16 protein-coding genes are annotated in these 18,619 nt (G+C 71.8%); 10 read left to right on the forward strand and 6 right to left on the reverse strand.

The annotated features are described in order from the left end of the window. Positions 1-123: 123 nt before the first annotated feature. On the reverse strand, positions 124-2,517 hold the full coding sequence (locus D7X12_RS25785) for a YfhO family protein (RefSeq protein WP_120627936.1): 2,394 nt from the start codon (positions 2,515-2,517) through the stop codon (positions 124-126). A 159-nt stretch (positions 2,518-2,676) separates the two neighbouring features. Next, the gene (locus D7X12_RS25790; protein WP_120627937.1) at positions 2,677-3,480 is read right to left on the reverse strand and encodes a GNAT family N-acetyltransferase; all 804 of its coding nucleotides are present in this window, start codon (positions 3,478-3,480) and stop codon (positions 2,677-2,679) included. Between the two features lie 126 nt (positions 3,481-3,606). Here D7X12_RS25790 and D7X12_RS25795 point away from each other — a divergent pair, with 126 nt between their 5' ends. Further along, positions 3,607-4,038, forward strand: coding sequence for a hypothetical protein (locus D7X12_RS25795; RefSeq protein WP_147443805.1), 432 nt, complete (start codon positions 3,607-3,609; stop codon positions 4,036-4,038). 21 nt (positions 4,039-4,059) lie between these two features. On the opposite strand, the gene D7X12_RS25800 is transcribed toward D7X12_RS25795, so the two are convergent. After that, complete coding sequence (locus D7X12_RS25800; protein ID WP_120627939.1) at positions 4,060-4,809, reverse strand: SDR family NAD(P)-dependent oxidoreductase; 750 nt, start codon at positions 4,807-4,809, stop codon at positions 4,060-4,062. Between the two features lie 50 nt (positions 4,810-4,859). Beyond that, positions 4,860-5,639, reverse strand: a complete 780-nt coding sequence (locus D7X12_RS25805; protein ID WP_120627940.1) for an SDR family NAD(P)-dependent oxidoreductase — start codon at positions 5,637-5,639, stop codon at positions 4,860-4,862. 110 nt (positions 5,640-5,749) lie between these two features. On the opposite strand from D7X12_RS25805, the gene D7X12_RS25810 reads away from it, so the two are divergent. The 3 genes from D7X12_RS25810 to udk all read left to right on the forward strand — a co-directional run bounded on the left by D7X12_RS25810 (position 5,750) and on the right by udk (position 8,606). Then, entirely contained in the window at positions 5,750-6,202 is a 453-nt protein-coding gene (locus D7X12_RS25810; RefSeq protein ID WP_120627941.1) for a winged helix-turn-helix transcriptional regulator, read from the forward strand. Positions 6,203-6,237: 35 nt separating this feature from the next. Then, a complete protein-coding gene (locus tag D7X12_RS25815; protein WP_120627950.1) occupies positions 6,238-7,902 on the forward strand; it encodes an MbnB/TglH/ChrH family RiPP precursor modification enzyme in 1,665 nt (554 codons plus the stop codon). A 68-nt stretch (positions 7,903-7,970) separates the two neighbouring features. Continuing rightward, the gene (gene udk / locus D7X12_RS25820) at positions 7,971-8,606 is read left to right on the forward strand and encodes a uridine kinase (RefSeq protein WP_120627942.1); all 636 of its coding nucleotides are present in this window, start codon (positions 7,971-7,973) and stop codon (positions 8,604-8,606) included. A 5-nt stretch (positions 8,607-8,611) separates the two neighbouring features. Here udk and D7X12_RS25825 read toward each other — a convergent pair whose 3' ends face one another. Further along, positions 8,612-9,643, reverse strand: a complete 1,032-nt coding sequence (locus D7X12_RS25825) for a homoserine O-acetyltransferase family protein (protein WP_120627943.1) — start codon at positions 9,641-9,643, stop codon at positions 8,612-8,614. 51 nt (positions 9,644-9,694) lie between these two features. Between D7X12_RS25825 and D7X12_RS25830 the strand changes: the two genes are divergently transcribed. Next, positions 9,695-10,624 (forward strand): hypothetical protein, encoded by a 930-nt coding sequence (locus D7X12_RS25830; protein WP_120627944.1) that lies wholly within the window; start codon positions 9,695-9,697, stop codon positions 10,622-10,624. Between the two features lie 24 nt (positions 10,625-10,648). Here D7X12_RS25830 and D7X12_RS25835 read toward each other — a convergent pair whose 3' ends face one another. Continuing rightward, positions 10,649-12,844 (reverse strand): outer membrane protein assembly factor BamB family protein, encoded by a 2,196-nt coding sequence (locus D7X12_RS25835; protein ID WP_120627945.1) that lies wholly within the window; start codon positions 12,842-12,844, stop codon positions 10,649-10,651. 97 nt (positions 12,845-12,941) lie between these two features. Between D7X12_RS25835 and D7X12_RS25840 the strand changes: the two genes are divergently transcribed. The 5 genes from D7X12_RS25840 to D7X12_RS25860 are packed head-to-tail and all read left to right on the forward strand — an operon-like array spanning position 12,942 to position 18,578. After that, on the forward strand, positions 12,942-15,185 hold the full coding sequence (locus D7X12_RS25840; RefSeq protein WP_120627946.1) for an HTH domain-containing protein: 2,244 nt from the start codon (positions 12,942-12,944) through the stop codon (positions 15,183-15,185). A 55-nt stretch (positions 15,186-15,240) separates the two neighbouring features. Beyond that, complete coding sequence (locus D7X12_RS25845; RefSeq protein ID WP_120627947.1) at positions 15,241-16,158, forward strand: HEAT repeat domain-containing protein; 918 nt, start codon at positions 15,241-15,243, stop codon at positions 16,156-16,158. Between the two features lie 2 nt (positions 16,159-16,160). Then, positions 16,161-16,778 (forward strand): hypothetical protein, encoded by a 618-nt coding sequence (locus D7X12_RS25850; RefSeq protein WP_120627948.1) that lies wholly within the window; start codon positions 16,161-16,163, stop codon positions 16,776-16,778. 11 nt (positions 16,779-16,789) lie between these two features. Next, complete coding sequence (locus D7X12_RS25855) at positions 16,790-17,794, forward strand: biotin--[acetyl-CoA-carboxylase] ligase (RefSeq protein ID WP_120627949.1); 1,005 nt, start codon at positions 16,790-16,792, stop codon at positions 17,792-17,794. Positions 17,795-17,807: 13 nt separating this feature from the next. Next, positions 17,808-18,578 carry a type III pantothenate kinase gene (locus D7X12_RS25860; protein ID WP_120627951.1) on the forward strand — a complete coding sequence of 257 codons (771 nt, stop codon included), beginning with the start codon at positions 17,808-17,810 and terminating at the stop codon, positions 18,576-18,578. Positions 18,579-18,619: the final 41 nt, after the last annotated feature.

Raw genomic sequence — 18,619 nt, forward strand, 5'->3', positions numbered from 1 at the left:
GGGTGGGGGGCCAAGCTAGGCACTCGCGCCACGCTTCCAACCCCCGTCCCCCTGCTTCGGGGCGATGGAACGTTGAATGGACGACCCTTGAGGGAGCAGCCTTCCGCTCGGTCGGGTGGTCGCTCAGGACACCCGGTTGGGAGGGGGCGGGCTCGCGGAGGACGGCGCCTTGCGGGTGCGCCGGTGACGTCGCCACCCTTCGGCCATGGCCAGTCCCAGCCAGGTCGCGGCGCAGAGGAGGACACCGGGCAGCAGGCCGGGCACGCGGTAGCGCAGCTCGACGCGGTGATGGCCCTTGGGGATGGGCACGGCGCGCACCGCGATGTTGGCGGGGAGCAGCTTCGCGGGGACGCCGTCAACGGCGGCGGACCATCCGGCCTGCCATGCGTCGTTGACGAGGAACACCGCGTCCTCGGGCGTCTGCATCTCCATCACCAGGTGTTCGGGCGCATCCCGTTCCACCCGGACAAGGCCGTTGAGGGGCGCGGTGCCGGAGTCGGGAAGGGGCGCGTCGCCACACTCCACCGCGGCCTGGGTGCTGGCCCGGAAGGACGCGTCTCGGAGGAGGCCGAGCGCCGCCTCCGCATCCCGGACGCACCGGGGCCTCGCGACGGACAGGCGTGGCCGGGCATCGGTGTGTTCCACCAGCAGCAGGTCGAAGACGGTGTCGCGCGCCACCACCGGCCCCGGCTTCTGTTTCAGCGCTTCGTAGGTCTCCGGGGTGTAGGCGCTGAAGCGCACGCCGAAGACGGGCAGCAGCTCCGTGAAGAGGCCGGGAGCGGTGTCCTGGAGGTGCAACACGCGCGGGCTCGCGGCGGGCAGGTACGCCTCCGCGGTGCCGATGCCCCACAGCGCGGGCGTGTTGGGCATCAGCGAGGCGCGCGACATCAACGCCACGCTGTCCTGGAACTCGAAGCCCTCGAAGCGGGGCAGGCGGTAGCGCTGGATGCGGGACGTCACCCGGGGCACGGTGCTCCCTGTCTGCGCCGCGTGCTCGCGCACCTTCAGGACGAAGGTGGGCGGGCTGTCCAACAGCTCCTCCGAGCCGAGGATGTAGAGCGGCTCGTTCGCGGTGAACGACGCGCCCAGTTGCAGTGTCATCAGCGCGCCCATGCGGAGCCGGGAGTCCGCGAGGCCCGGCACGACGAGCGCGCAGCCCAGCGCGATCGCCGCCGCGACGAAGCCCGCGGTGCTGAAGGCGTGCGACAGCGTGGACAGCGTCTCCGCGGGAACCTGGGGCCAGCGTCCGAGCACGAACGCGTGCGACCACGCGCCACCCACGCGCTCGGTGAGGGCCACGGCCGCGAGCACGCCGGCCATGATGCCGGCCGCGCGAGCCGTCCAGCGGGCGCGCTCCGGAGCGGCCACCACGGCCTTCCATCCCAGCCCCGCGAGCACCGCGAGGCCCAGCGACAGGTGCACGACGAGCTTCTCCGGGTAGCGGAACGGTCGCCACAGCGGCAGCACGTCGTAGAGCAGCGCGTAGAAGGGCAGGGCGGATCCGAGCGCCAGCGCGAGCAGCGCGCTCCACGCCGCGCCAAACGGAGCCCACCGGCGGAAGGGGATGAAGCGCAGGGCCGCCAGGGCGAGCAGCAGCACGGGCACGCCGACGAACAACGAATCCGACCACAGCGTGGAGAACCCGCCCGTGTGCAACAGCGGCTTGACGACCTCCTCCGGCACCGCGCGCTCCACCGAAGCGTTCGCCAGGTACGGGCCCAGCCACAGCTCCGGGAGGCGCCAGGGATCCAACGACCAGCGCTGCGCGTCCTCGATGGAACTCGCGCCGGGAGCACCGCCCGCGAACACCGCCATGCCCGTGAACAGCTGCGGCGCGGCCACCCCGGCACCCAGCGCCACGAGCCCCAGTCCCCGCCGCAACCGGACGGCGCGAGGCCCTTCTTCTGTCAGTGCGAGCAGCAGCACGAAGGCGTTCGCGAACGCATAGCTCCAGGTGTCACCCGCCAGGAGCACGCCCGCGAGCAGGACGGCCGCGACGCCAGCGCGGGCAGGCGTGGCCTCGCGAAGGAAGCGCACGGCGGCCCAGAGCGCGGCGGGCAGGGTGGCGCCGGCCATGAGGTACGCGAGGCTGCTCGTGAGACACACGAGGTAGCCGCTGAACGCGAACGCCAGTCCCGCGAAGAACGCACCGGCCCGGGGCACCGCGTAGAGGCGCAGCAGGGCATACGTGCCCAGCAGGGCCAGCGGCGGACACAGCAGCACGGTGAGCTTCATCGCCGCGCCCGTGGACAGCACCAGCCCCGGCCACTGCGACGGGTGGAACGCGGCGGACAGCATCATCCCCGGGAACGACTGGCCCAGCCCGTCATAGGGGTACCAGCCCGGGAACCCGCCGGAGGCCATGCGCGACACCCAGTAGCGGCGCAGGGGCGCGTAGACGAGCAGCATGTCGCGCGCGGTGAAGACCTGTGCGCTGAACACGGCCCGGTAGAAGAACAGGCACGTCACGCCGAGCGCGCCGGCCACCACCGCCCACGTCGCGCGCGAGCGCGTCACCTGTGCTCCAACGCGCTCCTGCGGTCCGGGGGGCTCCATCGAGGCGCGGATTGTTCCCGGTCGCGGGGGCCCGGTCCAGCAGGCTCGGGCCCTTGTGCCATCGAAGGGCCCGCGACGTGCGCCGGGCCCAGTGGCTCGGAGGCCGGCTCAGGCGTTGGCTCAGGCCCCCTTCGCCGGGGCGAAATACGTCACGAAGCCCGTCACGTCCCGGTAGCCCATGCGGCGGTACACGGGCGCTCCGGCGGGCGTGGCGTGCAGCACCGTGCGCTCCAGCCCCCACGTGCGCTTCGCCTCCTCCAGGGCATGGCGCATCACGGCCTCCGCGGCGCCCTGGCGACGGTGCTCGGCGAGCGTCGCCACGAGCGCGATGTACGTGATGCCGTCCACGCGCATCGCCGCGGTGGTGCTTGCCGGCGCCCCGTCACGAGCGCCGACGAAGGCCAGGCACTCCGAGCCGTAGATGCCCGGCACGGCCAGCGCCTCGCGCCCGAGCGACTGCGGCATGTCGTAGCTGGAGGCGTTCACGTCCGCGATCGCGTTGCGGCCCCACTCGTCCCGCACGGGCCGCAGGTCGAGCTTCGGCAGGGGCCGGAGGGGCGCGAGCAGCCTGTCCGCCACCATGCCCGTGGTGGTCATCCCGGGATGGAGTCCCCGCGACGCGAGCACCGCGTCCGCGCGCTCCCGCAGCGCCGGCGCGAGCCAGTCCGGCGTCAGCGTGAAGGACCAGCCATGCGGCCCCTGCGTGAAGTAGCGCGCGGCCGAGTCCACGGCGCGCTCCAGCTCCGCCTCCGTCTCCACCGGCTTCTGGAGGAACGCCATGTTCATCAGGGACCACGACACGTGCCCCGCCGTGAGGAACACCTCGGCACGCTCCACCACCTCGCCCAGCGGCAAGCCCAGCGCGAACAGCCTCCAGGCTCCTCGGAACTGCGCGTGCGACTCGTCGATCTCGGCTCGGGACATGGACCACTCCTCGGGGGGAATCAGAGAAGATGGATTCTCTGCATTGTCGGAGCCTCGCGTCTACGTGCGCCGGGAGGGAGGCCTTGGTAAAGCGGAGCCGAACCGGGGCGCGAGGAGGATGACGCGATGAATCCATTGGAAGGTCAGCCCTGGCAGACGACCTGTCGGGTCTGTGGTCGTCAGACGTGTCCGCGTGCGGAGGCCGTGGCCTCGTGGATGCGCACGATGCTGGACCGGGTGCACGGCACGCAGATGCGCGGCGCGGGTCAGCGGGGACTGCGAGAGGCCCTGGCCATGGAGGGCGTGCTCATCACCACGCACCTGGAGGTGTGGTCGCGCGCGCTCGAAGGCGTGTGTCCGGACTGCATCGCGGAGGTCGCGCCGGAGACGGACGCGCGCCTCCAGGATCCGGAGGCGATGCACGAGGCGTCGCTGGAGCGCTGGCGCACGTCCGCGCCGGAGCTGGTGAGCGACGCGGTGGAGTCCGCGGTGGACGACGTGCTCGAAGCCGCGCGCGAGGCCGCGAGGAAGGCGGCCCCGCCGAAGCCGACCTCCTGAGTCACGAGGACGCCGTGCCCGCTAGAACGACTCCTTGAACGGTCGCAGGTCGACCTCCTGCGTCCACGCGGAGCGGTGCTGACGGTGGAGCTGCCAGTACGTCTCCGCGATGGCGTCGCTGTCGAGCAGCCCGTCATCCTCGCGCGGCAGCACCGGCTGCGGCGCGAGCGAGCGCAACCGCTCCCCGTTGATGCCGCCGTCGATGACGACGTGGGCGACATGCAGGCCCTGGGGGCCGAACTCGCGCGCCATGCTCTGGGAGATCATCCGCAGGCCCGCCTTCGCCGCGGCGAACTGCGCGAAGCCCGGCTTGCCCCGCAGGCTGGCGGAGGCGCCGGTGAAGAGCACCGTGCCCCGGCCCAGCGGCACCATCCTCCGGGCCGCCTCGCGTCCGACGAGGAACCCGCCGAAGCAGCCCGCCCGCCAGAACTCCTCGAACAGCGCGGCGTCCAGCTCCCGGAAGGGGACCTGGCGGTTGTTGCCCACGTTGAACACGACCAGATCCACGGGCGCGAACCCGGGCCCCGGGGAAACGGCCCGCTCGAACAGGCGCACGACGTCCGCTTCGTTCGTCGCGTCGGCGACGATGGCTTCACCACTGCCCTGGCGCGCGTAGAGCGTCTGGACCACTTGCGACACCTTCGCACCGCTTCGCCCGGCGACGAGGACGTGGTGGCCCTGCGCGGCGAACTTCCGGCACAGGGCCGCGCCCAGGCCCTGTTCAGAGCCGACGCCCATGACGACCGCGGTGGGCTTGAGGGGGGAGGTCATGGGGGTGCAGCCTTTCTTCAAGTGAGGGAGGGCACGTCGGTCCCGACATCCTACTGGGGGCCGCGGAGCAGGGGCGTGCCCCCAGGAGCGCCGTTGACGCCGCCGTCCACGAAGAGATCCTGCCCATGCACGTAGGCCGCGTCGTCCGAGGCGAGGAACAGCACCGCCTTCGCGATCTCCTCGGGCTCACCCAACCGGCCCATGGGAATCGTGAGTGACAGCCCCTTCTCCAGCTTCGCGTACGCCTCCGGGTTGGGCGCCAGCGCGTCCCAGATGGGCGTGCGCGTCGCACCCGGCGAGATGGCATTGACGCGGATGCCCCGGGGCGCCAGCTCCGAGGCCAGCACCGCCACCATCGCCTTCAGCGCGCCCTTGCTCGCCGCATACGCCGCGTACCCTGGCACTCCCAGCTCACTGTGCACCGAGCTGGTGAGGATGACGGACGCGCCGGCCTTCAGGTGCTCCGCCGCCGCCTGCACGGTGAAGAAGACGCCGGTGACGTTCGTCTTCAGGATGGACTCGAACGCCTCCTGCGACGTCTTGCCCACGAACGTCGGCCCCACGATGCCCGCGTTGGCGAACACGATGTCCAGGCTGCCGAACCGCTCCACCGTCTGCGCCACCGCGCGCTCGAGCGCCGCCGGATCCGTGGCGTCCGCCTGCACCGCCAGCACGTTCGTCCCCAGCTCCTTCACCACCGCGTCGAGCGTCTCCCGGTTGCGCCCGGTGATGGCCACGCGCGCCCCTTCCGCCACGAACAGCCGGGCCGTCGCCAGCCCGATGCCACTGTTGCCGCCCGTGATCAGCGCCGTCTTTCCCTTGAGCCGCATCCGAGTGCCTCCGGTTTGAGTGGTTTCATGATGAAACCAATTGAGGGATGGATAAAGGCAGTGGTTTCGTTATGCAACCAGAAGGTGGAGACAATCGAAGGAGGGCGCGGATGAAGCGGACGAGCATGGAGGGGGTGGCCTGCCCCGTGGCCCGGTCGCTGGATGTGATGGGGGACTGGTGGTCACTGCTCATCGTGCGCGACGCGATGCTGGGGCTGCGCCGCTTCGGTGAGTTCCAGAAGAGCCTGGGCGTGGCGAAGAACATCCTGTCCCAGCGCCTGAAGCACCTCGTGGCCCACGACATCCTGGAGGTGCAGCCCGCGTCCGACGGCAGCGCCTGGCAGGAGTACGTGCTGACGCAGAAGGGCCGGCGCCTCTTCCCCGTGCTGGTGGCCCTGCGCGAGTGGGGCGCGGAGCACTGCTTCGAGGAGGGGGAGCCGCGCACGGTGATGCTCGACGCGGCGCAGGGGCTGCCCGTGAAGCCGCTGGAGTTGCGCGCGGCGGACGGACGGCTGCTGGACCTCCAGGACACGCGCCTGGTGCGGGAGCCGCCAGAACGCTAGCGCCACGCGGGGCCCGGGCTGGTTAGGGTGTGTCCATGACGCGCCCTGCATCGGATTCGTGGACGCTGCCCTGGCTGGGACTGGGGCTGAGCAGCAACCTGAGCGCTTCGGATGTGCCGCATCCGTACCGGTTGCTCGACGTGGCCCCTGGCCTGTTCGACTTCGTGGAGTACAGCGCCCCCATCGCGCTGGAGGAGGCGCGCGCCCAGGCCACGCTCTTCCCTGAGATGTGGCGGCGTCGCGCGGACGTGCCGGTGCTCTTCCACCCGGTTCACCTGAACCTCTGGGGACCGGAGCTGGAGCCCGCGTCCGCGCTCGCGGAGCTGGATGCGCACGCCCGCGCGGTGGGCAGCCCGTGGGTGGGCAATGACGTGGGCTGGTGGCACGCGGGCGGCCAGCCCTTCCCGGGCTACCTCTACGTCACGCCGCCCTTCAACGAAGCGGGCCTGCGCGACTGCGCGGCGCACGCGCTCCACATCCAGGCCGCGTTGAGCGTCCCGCTGGTGGTGGAGAACCCCGCGGTGCTCGCCACGCGCGGCAGCATGCACGCGCTGGACTTCATGGCGAAGCTGCACGCGCGCACGGGCCTGCCGTTGCTGTTGGACCTGGGCCACCTGCTCAGCCACCAGCTCTCCGCGGGCCTGCCGCTGCGCACGGGGCTGGACGGCTTCCCGTTGGATCAGGTCGTGGAGATCCACCTCGCGGGCGGCGTGGTGACGCGCCGGGGCTCGCGGACCTTCTACGTGGATGATCACACGCAGCCCGTGCGCGAAGAGCTCTTCGAACTCCTGGCGGAGCTGCTCCCGCGCTGCCAACGCCTGCGCGCCGTCACCTTCGAGGGCGATGGCCATCCGCCAGAGGTGGCGCTCACGTCGCTGCGCCGCCTGCGCGCACTGGTGCCGAAGGAGTCGCGACCTCCCATCGCGTATCCCATGTCGCGTGAGCCCACGCCCGCCCTCACGAAGGAGAGCCAGCCGTGGGCGCTGTTCGACGCGGGCCACGGCGTGACGCCCGCGGCGGAGGACACGGATCCGGAAGGGACGCGCGCGGACCGGGACTTCCGGCTCGCGGTGGTGGCGGAGCAGCTGGACCGTGAGTGGCCGCTGACGCGCCTGTTGCTCGCGGCCACGCCGGAGGGGCTGGAGGCCTTCACCCGCTCGCGCGAGTACCGCGCGCTCTTCGACGGACTGGGGCGTTCGCTGTCGCACGCGTTCGCGTCCTGGGCGCGCAAGCGCGTGATGAGCGCGACCTCGGGGCAGGAGCAGGGACAGGACGGGGTGGCCGCCGCGCTGTCGCTGGAGATGATGCTGCCGCACGCCTTCCTGCAGGCTCCGCTGGCCCCCGCGCCGGGACAGGTGGCCCTGGCCGAGGACGTCCGGCTGGGCTCCTTCCCGGCCGACCTGACGGAGCTGGTGTTCGCCACACGCGCATTGCGACGGCATCTCACCGGCCGTGCGTGGGCGTGCGGTGCGATGGAGGTGTCCGGGCTGGAGGCCCTGGCGCAGGTCGCGGCGCGGCCCGGCCCTGGCCCGTGGCGCTTCGCCATCCGCCGCAAGGGGCCGGGCTTCGAGGTCGTGACGTTGCCGCCGGGAGTGGCGGACGGGCTGCGAGGGCTGGCGGACGGCCCGCGTCCGGTGGAGGACCTGCCTGCGTGGTTGCTGGAGGAAGGGCAGGCACGCGGGCTCTTGCGGAGGGCATAAGCGAGGCAGGGTGTCCGCCTTTCAACGGATCCTTGCGCCCACCTGTCTGGTGGGGTACTGCCCGCCGCATGTCGTCACCCCTCGTCGTTGGTATCGCGGGCGGCACCGCTTCCGGCAAGACCACGGTGGCCCGCAAGGTGCGTGAAGCCCTCGCCGACTGCCGGGTCGCCTTCATTGATCAGGACTCGTATTACCGGGACCTGAAGGACATGCCCCTCGTGGACCGGCGGGAGGTGAACTTCGACCACCCGGACGCCTTCGACACGGAGCTGTTGGTGGAGCACCTGCGCACGCTGAAGCAGGGCAAGCCCATCCAGAAGCCCGTCTACGACTTCGTCACGTCCAGCCGCCAGCCGCACACGCACCGCGTGGACCCCGGGGACATCATCCTCATCGAGGGCATCCTCGTGCTGCACATGAAGGAGGTGCGCGACGAGATGGACGTGAAGATCTACGTCGACGCGGATGACGACCTGCGCATCCTTCGCCGCCTCACGCGCGACATCAAGGACCGCGGCCGCGACTTCGATCACGTGGTGGGCCAGTACCTGCGCCACGTGCGCCCCATGCACATGGGCTTCGTGGAGCCGTCCAAGCACCACGCGGACATCATCATCCCGCACGGCGGCAACAACGACATCGCCATCGGGATGCTCGTGGGCGCGCTCCGGGCCCGGCTCGCCGCGCCGCACCTGGCGCGCTAGTACGCCTAACGCCAGCGCAGGAAGTCCTGCACCGGCCCGCGCAGCCGGTGCGCGTCCGACAGCAGGGTGCCGTGATCTCCCGGCCCCTGCAGCTCCACGAACCGCGCCTGTACCCCCGCCGCCGTCAGCAGGTGATACGTGTCGCGCACGCGGCCCGCCGGCGCGAGCGTGTCCGTCGCGCCCGTCATCAGCAGCACCCGCGCGCGCACCTGCGAGAACGTGTCCGTCAGGTCGCAGCCCGCGTATGCCGAACACAGCAGCGACCACGACAGCGGATCGAACGTGTCCGCGAACGACGCCGCCTCCGCCTCCAGCGCCGCCTGCGCCGTCGCGTTGTCGGGATACGTCGCGCTCAGGTGCTCACGCCCGTAGATGAGCTTGAGGTAGTCCAGCCGCAGCCGGCTCAGCGTCCGGTTGGGGACGCGCTCGCGCAGGGGAGGGGTGTCCTCGTTGTCGGGCGCCATGCGCAGCACCTGCGACGTCAGGCCCAGCTTCTCGCGCAGCCCCTCGGGCAGCGCCCGCGCCGCGCCAATCACCACCACGCTGCTGGTCAGCTCCGGGAACAGCGCCGCCAGCCGCAGCGCGACGACGCCGCCCAGGCCCACGCCCACCAGCGCGCGCACCTGCGTCAGCTCCTGGGCCCGCAGCAGCGCGGACACGCCGCGCGCCATGTCCAGCACGGTGAGCGGAGGCAGCGACACGCCCCAGGCCCGGCCCGACGTCGGCTCCACCGACAGCGGGGACGTGGAGCCGAAGGGACTGCCCAGCAGGTTCGGCACCAGCACCGGCGTCGTCTCCGGATCCAACGCCTTGCCCGGACCGATCAGCTCCCGCCCCCAGCCGAAGGGCTGATACGGCGCGTCCGGACCGGTGCCCAACGCGTGGTGTGAATGGGACAGGTCGTGCAGCACCACCACCGCTTTGCCATCCGACGGTTTCCCGTAGGCCTGCCAGGCGATCTGGGGGTTGCCCAGCAGCTCCCCTTCCTCCAAGGGAAGGGGCACGGTGAACGATTGGATTCCCCCGGCCTGGAGCACGATGATGCAGGCTCATATCATTGCCTGCTCGAACGTACAGGAGCCTGACGCGTGAAGCGCTACTTCGGATTCATTGTTCTCATCGCCTTGGTGATTGTCGCCGCGGTGATGAACTACCGCACTTCCGCGGCCCGGACGAAGGAGGCGGAGCGGGAGGCCGACTTCCGCCGCGTCCAGTCCGTCTACCTCGAGCGCGTGGGCTGGATGCGCACGAACCCGGATGAGGCCTCGTACCGGGACGAGCTGAAGCCCTTCTTCAAGACGTACTTCGAGGACATCGACGCGCACCTGACGCGCTTCGATGGCAACACGAAGTTCGACGGCTACCTCGCGGAGCTGGAGAAGCGCGCGGAGTCCGGCGGTGAGAAGAAGGACGCGCGCGCGGGCGACCGCAAGGCGTTCTACGAGTACGCGCGCAAGCAGTTCGACAGCCTGCGCGAGGGCCGCTACCGCCCCATCTGGACCGCCACCGACAAGGGCATGCGCCTGGACGTCGTCAGCTCCGACGTGGTGATGGTGATGGGCAAGCCCCAGGTGCGCCTGCAACTGGCGCTGTGGGGCGCGCAGCGCGTTGAGAAGGACGAGGGCAAGGTGAAGAAGATGGTCACCAGCGCCTCGTTCGAGACCGTGTGGAAGCTCACCGACGCGAAGGGCAAGCTGCTGGGCGAGATGCGCGGCGCGGATCCGTCGATGAAGATCGACTACCCGGAGCGCCTCATCCCGGAGTTCCCGCCGCAGATGGTGCTGGGCCACTACGACCTGGACCTGCTGCCCGCGGACGTGGCGAAGCTGGAGACGACCATCAACGTCGCCTCGCACGCGGCCTCTGGTGGCAACGCCAACGCCACGTACACGTGGAAGCTGGACGTGCCGTCCGAGTGGAAGCTGGGCGCCAACGAGACGTGGGAAGGCGCCACCCAGGAGGAGCGGCCGGAGGAGGAGATCGACCCGGCCAAGGCCTCCGCCAAGAAGGGCGAGTAGCCGTCTGTCACGCCTTCGCCGTCGTTACTCGACGACGGCGAAGTGGGACCCCAGCCGGTACGCGGACAGCGTGCCGGCGTCGTCCAGGAAGTAGAGGTTGAGGCGCACGTCGGCCTGGAGCGCGACGAGCCCCACCCCCGCGCGCACCTCCGCGAGCACCTGTCCGCCGCGAGGATCCACCGCGCGCACCACCTCGCCCGCCACCAGCGTCACGTCCCGCGCGGTGCGCGCCGGCAGCGCCGCGATGAGTGGCTCGCCCGCTGCCCCCACGCGCCAGTCCACCTGACCGGACAGGGACACGCGAGCGGCGGCCCCGGACGCGCTCGTCACCACCACCGCGCGCGGCAGCGACGCCAGCGCATACGGCCCCGGGCCCAGGTGCAGCGCACGCTCCCAGACCTTGCGCCCGCGCGAGTCCACGCACACCAGGAACCCGTCGTCGTCGCGCATCCCGGCCAGGAACACCCGCGCGCCCATGGGCAACGGCGTGGAGGGCAGGGTGAGGTCCGGCTCGAACGTCCACAGGGATTCACCGGTGTGCGCGTCCGCGAGCAGCAGCGCATGGTGCGAGCCGCGCCCCAGCAGCACCAGGAAGCGCCGGCCCCACGCTACCGCGGGCCCGTGGAAGGGCATGGGTGAGCGCAGCCGGTAGCGCACCTGACCGTCCTCCAGGTCCAGGCCGTAGAGGTAGCCCGAGTCCGTGGACAGCAGCGCCCGGTGGCCCTGCGTGGCCAGCCACCCGCGCTGCGTGCGCGGCGGGGCCAGGCGCCACACCTCGCGGCCCGTGGTCTCCGCGAAGGCCACCGCGGTGCGGTCCTCCGACAGCGTCAGCAGCAGCCCGTCCTGGCGCAGCAGCAGCGGGCCCAGCGGGATGCCGTCGTGATCATGCAGCCACCGCGCGCCCGCGCCCCGGCCGGTGAAGCCGAACACGCGCGCCCCGTCCGCCGCCACCGCGTGGCCATCCGCGGACGCCGCCACGCCGAGCGACGCCGAGCGACGCCACAGCGCCGCGCCGTCCTTGCGGGAGAACGCGCACGCGAGCCCCGGCGCGCAGTACACCGGCCCGTGCCGGCCCACGAGCAGGCGTGCCTCCTCCGGCTCCTCCAGCCCGCGCTGCTCCCACAGCTTCTCGAAGCGCAGCCGCCGCAGCCGCCCGGGGACCTTCAGCGGGCGCGACTCGCCGCGCGCGGGCGGGCTCTTGCGCTCCCGCGCCTCCCCCTGGGCCTCGGGCGGCGCCGTGGCGCCCCGCAGGTGCGACAGGCCCTCGCGGCAGCGCTCCGTCAGCTCCACGAGGTACGGGTTGGAGACCTGGACGCGGTGGGCCTCCGCGAAGGCCAGCCCCAGCGCCTCGCCCAACTGGAAGAGGGCGGCCAGGAGCGCCGCGGGCTCCAGAGGGAAGTACGCGCCGGTGGGGCCCGTCTTCGCCCGCTGCCCCTTCAGGTCCAGCGTCAGCAGGGGGCGCACGCCCGCGGGCTCGAACTCGAAGCGGGCCTCGCCCAGCTCCACCGCCCGCGCCAGCTCCACCGCCTGCCGCGACAGCTCCAGCACCGTGAGGAACGGAGGGCCCTGCGCGCGCCACGCCTGCGGTCGCCCGGGCAGCGCGAGCCACACCTCGCCCGCGCCCAACAGCGGCGCCAGCGCCCCGGAGGAGCCCTTCGCGGGGCCCTCGCGGGAGGCCGGGGAGATGTCCTTCAGCTCGAAGCCGAAGCCCGGCACGGAGACGGGCTCGATGCGCAGCGGGACGGGGTGGACCGCAGCCTCCTCGTGGGTCGGCGCGGGCTTCGCGAGCCCCTTGAGCGCCTCCCCCAGCTTCCGGACGAGCGCGGGGGACAGCGCTCGGGGGGCCACCTTCGCCACGTCCTGGAGGAAGCGCTGGCCACTCTGGCGGGTCGCCTTGGTCAATTCCTCGGTGTCAACCTTAATAGGAGGGCGCAGCAGATGGGCGGGGCGGGCGAGGCTGGCGACAGAAAGTTCGATGTCCGGTCCGATGCGCCGGAGCACCAGCTCCAGGTGGGCCTCCGTCAACGAAACCTGGGCGAGCCGGCGCGTGCCAGCGTGCAGCGCCGCCACGGCCTCCACCAGAGCGGGAATGACCTCCGCCAGGGGCTCTTCCACGGCCCCGGACAACAGGTTCACACCGTCCAACTCCAGCGCGATGGAATCGAGCGGGGAGGCTGACGGTTCGCGCTTCCAACGCTGTCCGATGCGTATCCGGGTCATTTACGTTCGTTGACAAGCCAGTTTAGCGGTGGCTAGCATCCGCCGCCCATACGGACCTACATTTTTGTAACCGTTCGGAATTCTTGGGGATTACTCAATGACATTTTACGAGGCCGCGCTCCGAGTGCTCGAGAGCGAAGGTCGCCCCCTGCATTTCCTTGAGATCACGGAGAAGTCCATCCAGCAGAGCCTGCTGTCCCACATCGGCAAGACACCGGAAGTGACGATGCTGTCGCGTCTGGCTGCCATGGCGCGACGGACGCGGGATCGCAAGGTGATTGTCACGGCGAAGGATACCTTCGCACTGACGGACTGGTCACTCTCCGAGGATGCCGAGGCACTTGCTCAGACGGGCGTGATGGAGCCGCATCCGGAGGAAGAACTGCCTCCCTTGCGGCCGGTGGAGCGTCACCCGGAGCCGCGCACGGACAACGTGCGCGCGTCGGGACGTGGCACGGAACGCAAGCGTCGCCGCGACGAGGGCGACGAGGAGCGGGGTCGCAGGAAGCGCTTCCCGCCGCTGCCCGAGGTCGTCTTCGAGATCCTCAGCGAGGCGGACGTCGGCCTGCGCACGGATCAGATCATCGAGCGCGCCAAGGCGAAGGAGCTGTGCGCCGAGGAGACCACGGTGGAGGCGGTGCTCACCGCCCTGCTGGAGGACAACCAGCGCCGCATCGACGCGGGCCGCCGGCCCCAGTACGCCTTCAACCAGGAGTCGGGTGAGGTGTCGCTGGAGCGCGCGGGTGCGCCGAGCGAGGCGCCGCCCCTGGAGCTGCAGGCGGCGTTCGCGCAGGCCCTGGGCATCCCGCTGGAGGGAGGCCGCCCGGTGCTGGGCAAGCCTGTCCCCGGCGTCGTCGAGCCCCTGGTGGACGAGGCCCTCATCGCCACCGCGCGCACGGCCCTCAAGGACGCGCGCCGCTCCGTGGCGCGCGGGCTGCGCAAGCGCCTGGGCGAAGCGGACGTGGGCACCTTCGAGAAGTCCGTCGTGAAGATGATGCACGGCCTGGGCTTCCGCGAGCTGAAGGTCGCCAAGCGCTCCAAGGAAGGCCCCCTGCTCACCGCGCGCAAGCGCGAGGGCAGCGTGGAGCTGCGCTACGCGGTGCGCATGCTCAAGGGCATGCCGGGCGTGGACCGCAAGACGGTGCAGGAGCTGCGCCGCGACCTGGGCCACTACTCCGCGCAGGTGGGTCTGCTGGTGAGCGCGGGCGAGGTGCGCGGCGACGCGCGCTCCGAGGCGCAGGCCACGGGCTCGCTGGTGATGCTGTGGTGCGGCGACGCGCTGGGTGAGAAGTTCCTGGAGGCCAAGACGGGCGTCAACGTCACCCAGGTGGAGCTGTACGACATCGACGAGCGCTTCTTCGAGGCCGCGAAGCTGGACGCCGAGGAGGCCCAGCGCCGCCGCGAGGAGCGCAAGAGCGAGAAGCAGGCCCGCGAGGAGGGTGGCGAGGTGGAGGTCTCCGCGACCACCACCAGCGACCGGCCTGAGCGAGAGGAGCGCCCCGAGCGTTCCGACCGCCCCGAGCGCGGCGACCGGCAGGAGCGCGCCGAGCGCCGCCGCGACCGGCAGCGTGCGCGCAACGAGGCCCGTGACGCGGCCGCCGCCGCGCCGTCCGCGGAAGCCGCCGAGCCCAAGGCCTCACCGGTGGCCGCCGCGCCGCCGGCCGCCGCCGGGTTCACGCCGTCGTCCGACGAGGACGACTCCGACGAGGGTGACGACGAGGGCGAGGACGACGACCTGGAGGCCGCCAGCGCCTTCGTGGGAGGCGCCAAGGAAGGCGCCGAGGGTGGCACCGCGGAGAGCAACGCCTCCGAGCGCAAGCGCCGCCGCCGCCGTCGTCGGGGCCGTCGCGGCCGTGGCACCCGCGGAGCGGAGGGCGGGCCCGCGGGCGAGCCCGGCGCACCCGTGACGGGTGAGGCCGTCGCCGCCTCGGGTGAGATCGCCGCGCCCACCGCGGGCGGCATCGTGGAAGGCGAAGGCCAGGTCGCGCTCGCGGGCGAGGCCCTGCCCGTCGTCGTGGGAGTGGCGACCGAAGCGTCCACCCGCTCCCCGGACGGGGAGGCGGCCGTCATCGCGCCGAGCGAGGGCAACGCCTGGCATGCGGGCGAAGCCGTGAGGCCTCCGTCCGAGCCCGAGTCGCCCGAAGCGGCGCGGGCCCGTGCCGAGGCCGCGCAGGCCGCGTCCGACGCCGTGACGCCGGCCGCGGGGCCCGCGTTGTCGGCGGAGGAGGCGTCCGAAGCGGTGGCGGCCGGCGAGGCCGCCGCGTCCCCGGGCGGGCAGCCCGAGGAGGGCCGCGAGCCGTCCACCGGTCCGGTGGATCCGCCCGAGCGTGAAGAGGGCTGAGGCCCCTGCACGGAATCAGGTGCGGTGGACGCGGGAGTGTTAGCCTAGCGGGGCCATGAAGCCGGCCCTGCTGCTCACCTCCTGCGTGCTGTTACTCGGGGCCTGCCGCTCGCAGGCCCCGCGCCATCCGGTGGCGCCGGTGGAGCTGTCCGGGGCCACGGTGCAGGACAACGCGCTCTTGGGCTTCGGTCCGGAGGGGGTGCGGGAGCTGTTCTCCGACGCGCTCCAGTCCTCCGGCCGCTTCGAGCTGGTGGGGGAAGAGGTCCCCAAGAAGGCCCGTCCCTGGCGGATGTCGCTGGAGGTGCCCTTCACCCGCGAGGTGCTGAAGGACGGCAACCCCCACAGCTTCGCGGAGGTGGGTGCCAACCTGTCCCTGGAGCGCTTTGGCGGCGCCATGCCCCAGCGCTACGAGGTCGTGGGGCTGGGTGAGGCCCCCGTGCAGGAGGACTCGCAGGAGGGCCGCCGGGCCGCCATGCGCGCCGCGCTGGAGAGCGTGCTCCGGCAGGTGACGGAGTCCGCGCTGCTGCAGCTGGCCGCGCTGGAGCGCACCGACGATGCGCTGGTGGCGGACCTGCAGTCCGCCGACGCGCGCATCCGCGAGTTCGCCCTCCGGACGCTGGCCGAGCGCAAGCATCCGTCCGCCGCGCCGCTCCTGATTGAGCGCCTCAAGGACACCAGCGACGCGGACGCGGTGCGCCGCACCATTGGCGCGCTGGCGGAGATGAAGGCCCGGAGCGCGGTGCCGGCGCTCATCGACCTGGCGCGCGGCCGCGACTCCAGCTTCCTGCAGGAGATCGTCTTCGCGGTGGGCGAGATTGGCGGCCCGGAGGCGGAGGCGTACCTGTACACGGTGGCCCAGGGCCACGACACGCCGTCGGTGCAGGCCGCCGCGCAGCAGGCGCTCGACACGCTCTACGCATCACGCAACCACGTCACGGTGGAGGCGCGTGGCCAGGGCCACGCGGACCCTTGAGTATGAGGCAATCGCTGTCGAAGGTGGGGGGCCTGGCCCTCCTGGCCACCACGCTCATGGGCACCGGGTGCGCGAAGCGCGTCGCGACGGAGACCGACCCGGCGCCTGAATCCATCGCCGCGTACTACCCGCTCGCGGTGGGCAACCAGTGGACGTACCGGCTCGACGGACGGGACGACAAGCCCGTCACCGTGGAGATCGTCAAGGAGCAGGACGGGTACTTCCTGGACAACCAGGGCGGTCAGCTGTCCGTGGATGCCTTCGGCCTGCGCGACCCCAAGCGCTACCTGCTGCGCGGTCCGCTGGAGGCCGGGCGCGGGTGGAACAACGTCGTCTCCGTGTCGTCCACGGAGCGCTACCAGCTGGTGCAGGTGGGCTTCGCCTGCCAGGTGCCCGCGGGCTCGTTCCAGAACTGCGTCAGCGTGGAGGGCCGCAACCGCGTGGACGCGCAGACGACGCTCGTCAACACGATGACCTTCGCCGCCGGCGTGGGGCTCGTGCGCGTGGACGTGGCCACGGAGCACGCGGGCAAGCGCGTGCCGCAGACGGAGCTGGAGCTGACGACGTTCAAGGTGGCTCCCGCCGGCACAGGCGTGGCGCCTGCGCCGGCCACGAACTGAAGGCACCGCGCATGGCCGTGGAGACGAACGAGCTGACGCAGGACGCGCGCATCCTGGGCTTCCTCGCCGAGGGCGGGGAGGGCTTCATCTCCGGTGAGGCCCTGTCCAACCGGCTGGGCCTGTCGCGCACCGCGGTGTGGAAGCACGTGGAGTCCCTGCGCCTGAAGGGCTACCGCATCGAAGCGGTGCCCGCGCGCGGCTACCGGCTGATGGCCCGCCCGGACCGGCTCTCCGCGCTGGAGCTCCACCCGCTGCTCACCACGCGAGCGCTGGGCCGCGTGCTGCATCACCACGAGACCATCGGCTCCACCAACGCCACGGCCTTCCGTCTGGCGCAGGACGGCGCGGTGCACGGCACGGTGGTGGTGGCCGAACAGCAGACGGCGGGCAAGGGGCGCCGGGGCCGCGCCTGGGTGTCACCGCCCGGCCTCAACCTGTACTTCTCCGCCATCCTCCGCCCGGAGCTGTCTCCCCAGCGGGCCCCGGAGCTCACGCTGGTGGCCGCCGTGGCCCTGGCGGAGACGCTGCGCGAGGCGGGCTCCGACGCGGCCATCAAGTGGCCCAACGACGTCCAGCTGGGGGGCCGCAAGGTGGCGGGCATCCTCACGGAGCTGTCCGCGGAGCCGGAGCGCGTGCACTTCGTCATCGTGGGCGTGGGCGTCAACCTCAACGCCGGGGCGGAGCACTTCCCGGAGGAGCTGCGCGACACCGCCACGTCGCTCGCCCAGGTCCTGGGCCGGCCGGTGGCCCGCGCGGCCTTCACGGCGGCCCTGTGGACCCGGCTGGAGGCCTGGCTGGACACGTACCTGGCCACCGGCTTCGACGCGGTGCGCCTGCGCTGGAAGGCCCTGTCGAGCACCCTGGGACAGCAGGTCCGGGTACGCACGGACCGGGGCGACTGGGAGGGGTTCGCGGAGGACATCGACCCCACGGGCGCCCTGATGGTGCGCACGGCGGACGGCCGCGTGGAGCGGGTGCTCGCGGGCGACGTCGAGCAGGTGCGCGCTTCGCGGTAGAGTGCTGGCCGTGATGCTCCTCGCCATCGACGTCGGCAACACCAACACCGTGCTCGGCGTGTACGAGGGCCGGCGGCTGTTGGACCACTGGCGCCTGGAGACGAGCGCCCGGCGCAGCGCGGACGAGTACGGCATCCTCGTGCGCCAGCTCTTCACCTGGAGCGGCATCGACGCGACGCAGGTGAAGGCCGTCGTCGTCTCCAGCGTGGTGCCGCCGCTCCAGTTCATCCTGGAGAAGATGAGCGAGCGCTACTTCAAGACGCGCCCCATGTTCGTCGGCCCGGGCGTGAAGACGGGCATGCCCATCCTCTACGACAACCCGCGCGAGGTGGGCGCGGACCGCATCGTCAACGCCGTGGCCGCCTTCGAGAAGCACCACCGCGGCCTCATCGTGGTGGACTTCGGCACCGCGACGACGCTGGACGCGGTGACGCCCAAGGGCGAGTACCTGGGCGGCGCCATCTGCCCCGGCATCAACATCTCCATGGAAGCCCTGTTCCAGAACGCCTCCAAGCTGCCGCGCGTGGAGTTCGCGCGGCCGCCGCACGTGGTGGGCCGCAACACCGTGCACTCCATGCAGTCGGGCCTCGTCTACGGCTACGTGAGCATGGTGGACGGGATGTGCGCTCGCATGGAGGCGGAGATGGGCTTCTCCGCGAAAGTGGTGGCCACCGGGGGACTCGCCCCGTTGGTGGCCAGCGAATCGAAGGTCATTCAGGAAGTGGATGAGTTCCTCACCCTGGAGGGACTGCGCATCATCTACGGAAGGAATCACGCGTCATGAGCCTCGCCCCGGATCCCACCATCCCGGCCCCACCCCCGGGC

Source organism: Corallococcus sicarius, assembly GCF_003611735.1.
GTDB lineage: Bacteria > Myxococcota > Myxococcia > Myxococcales > Myxococcaceae > Corallococcus > Corallococcus sicarius.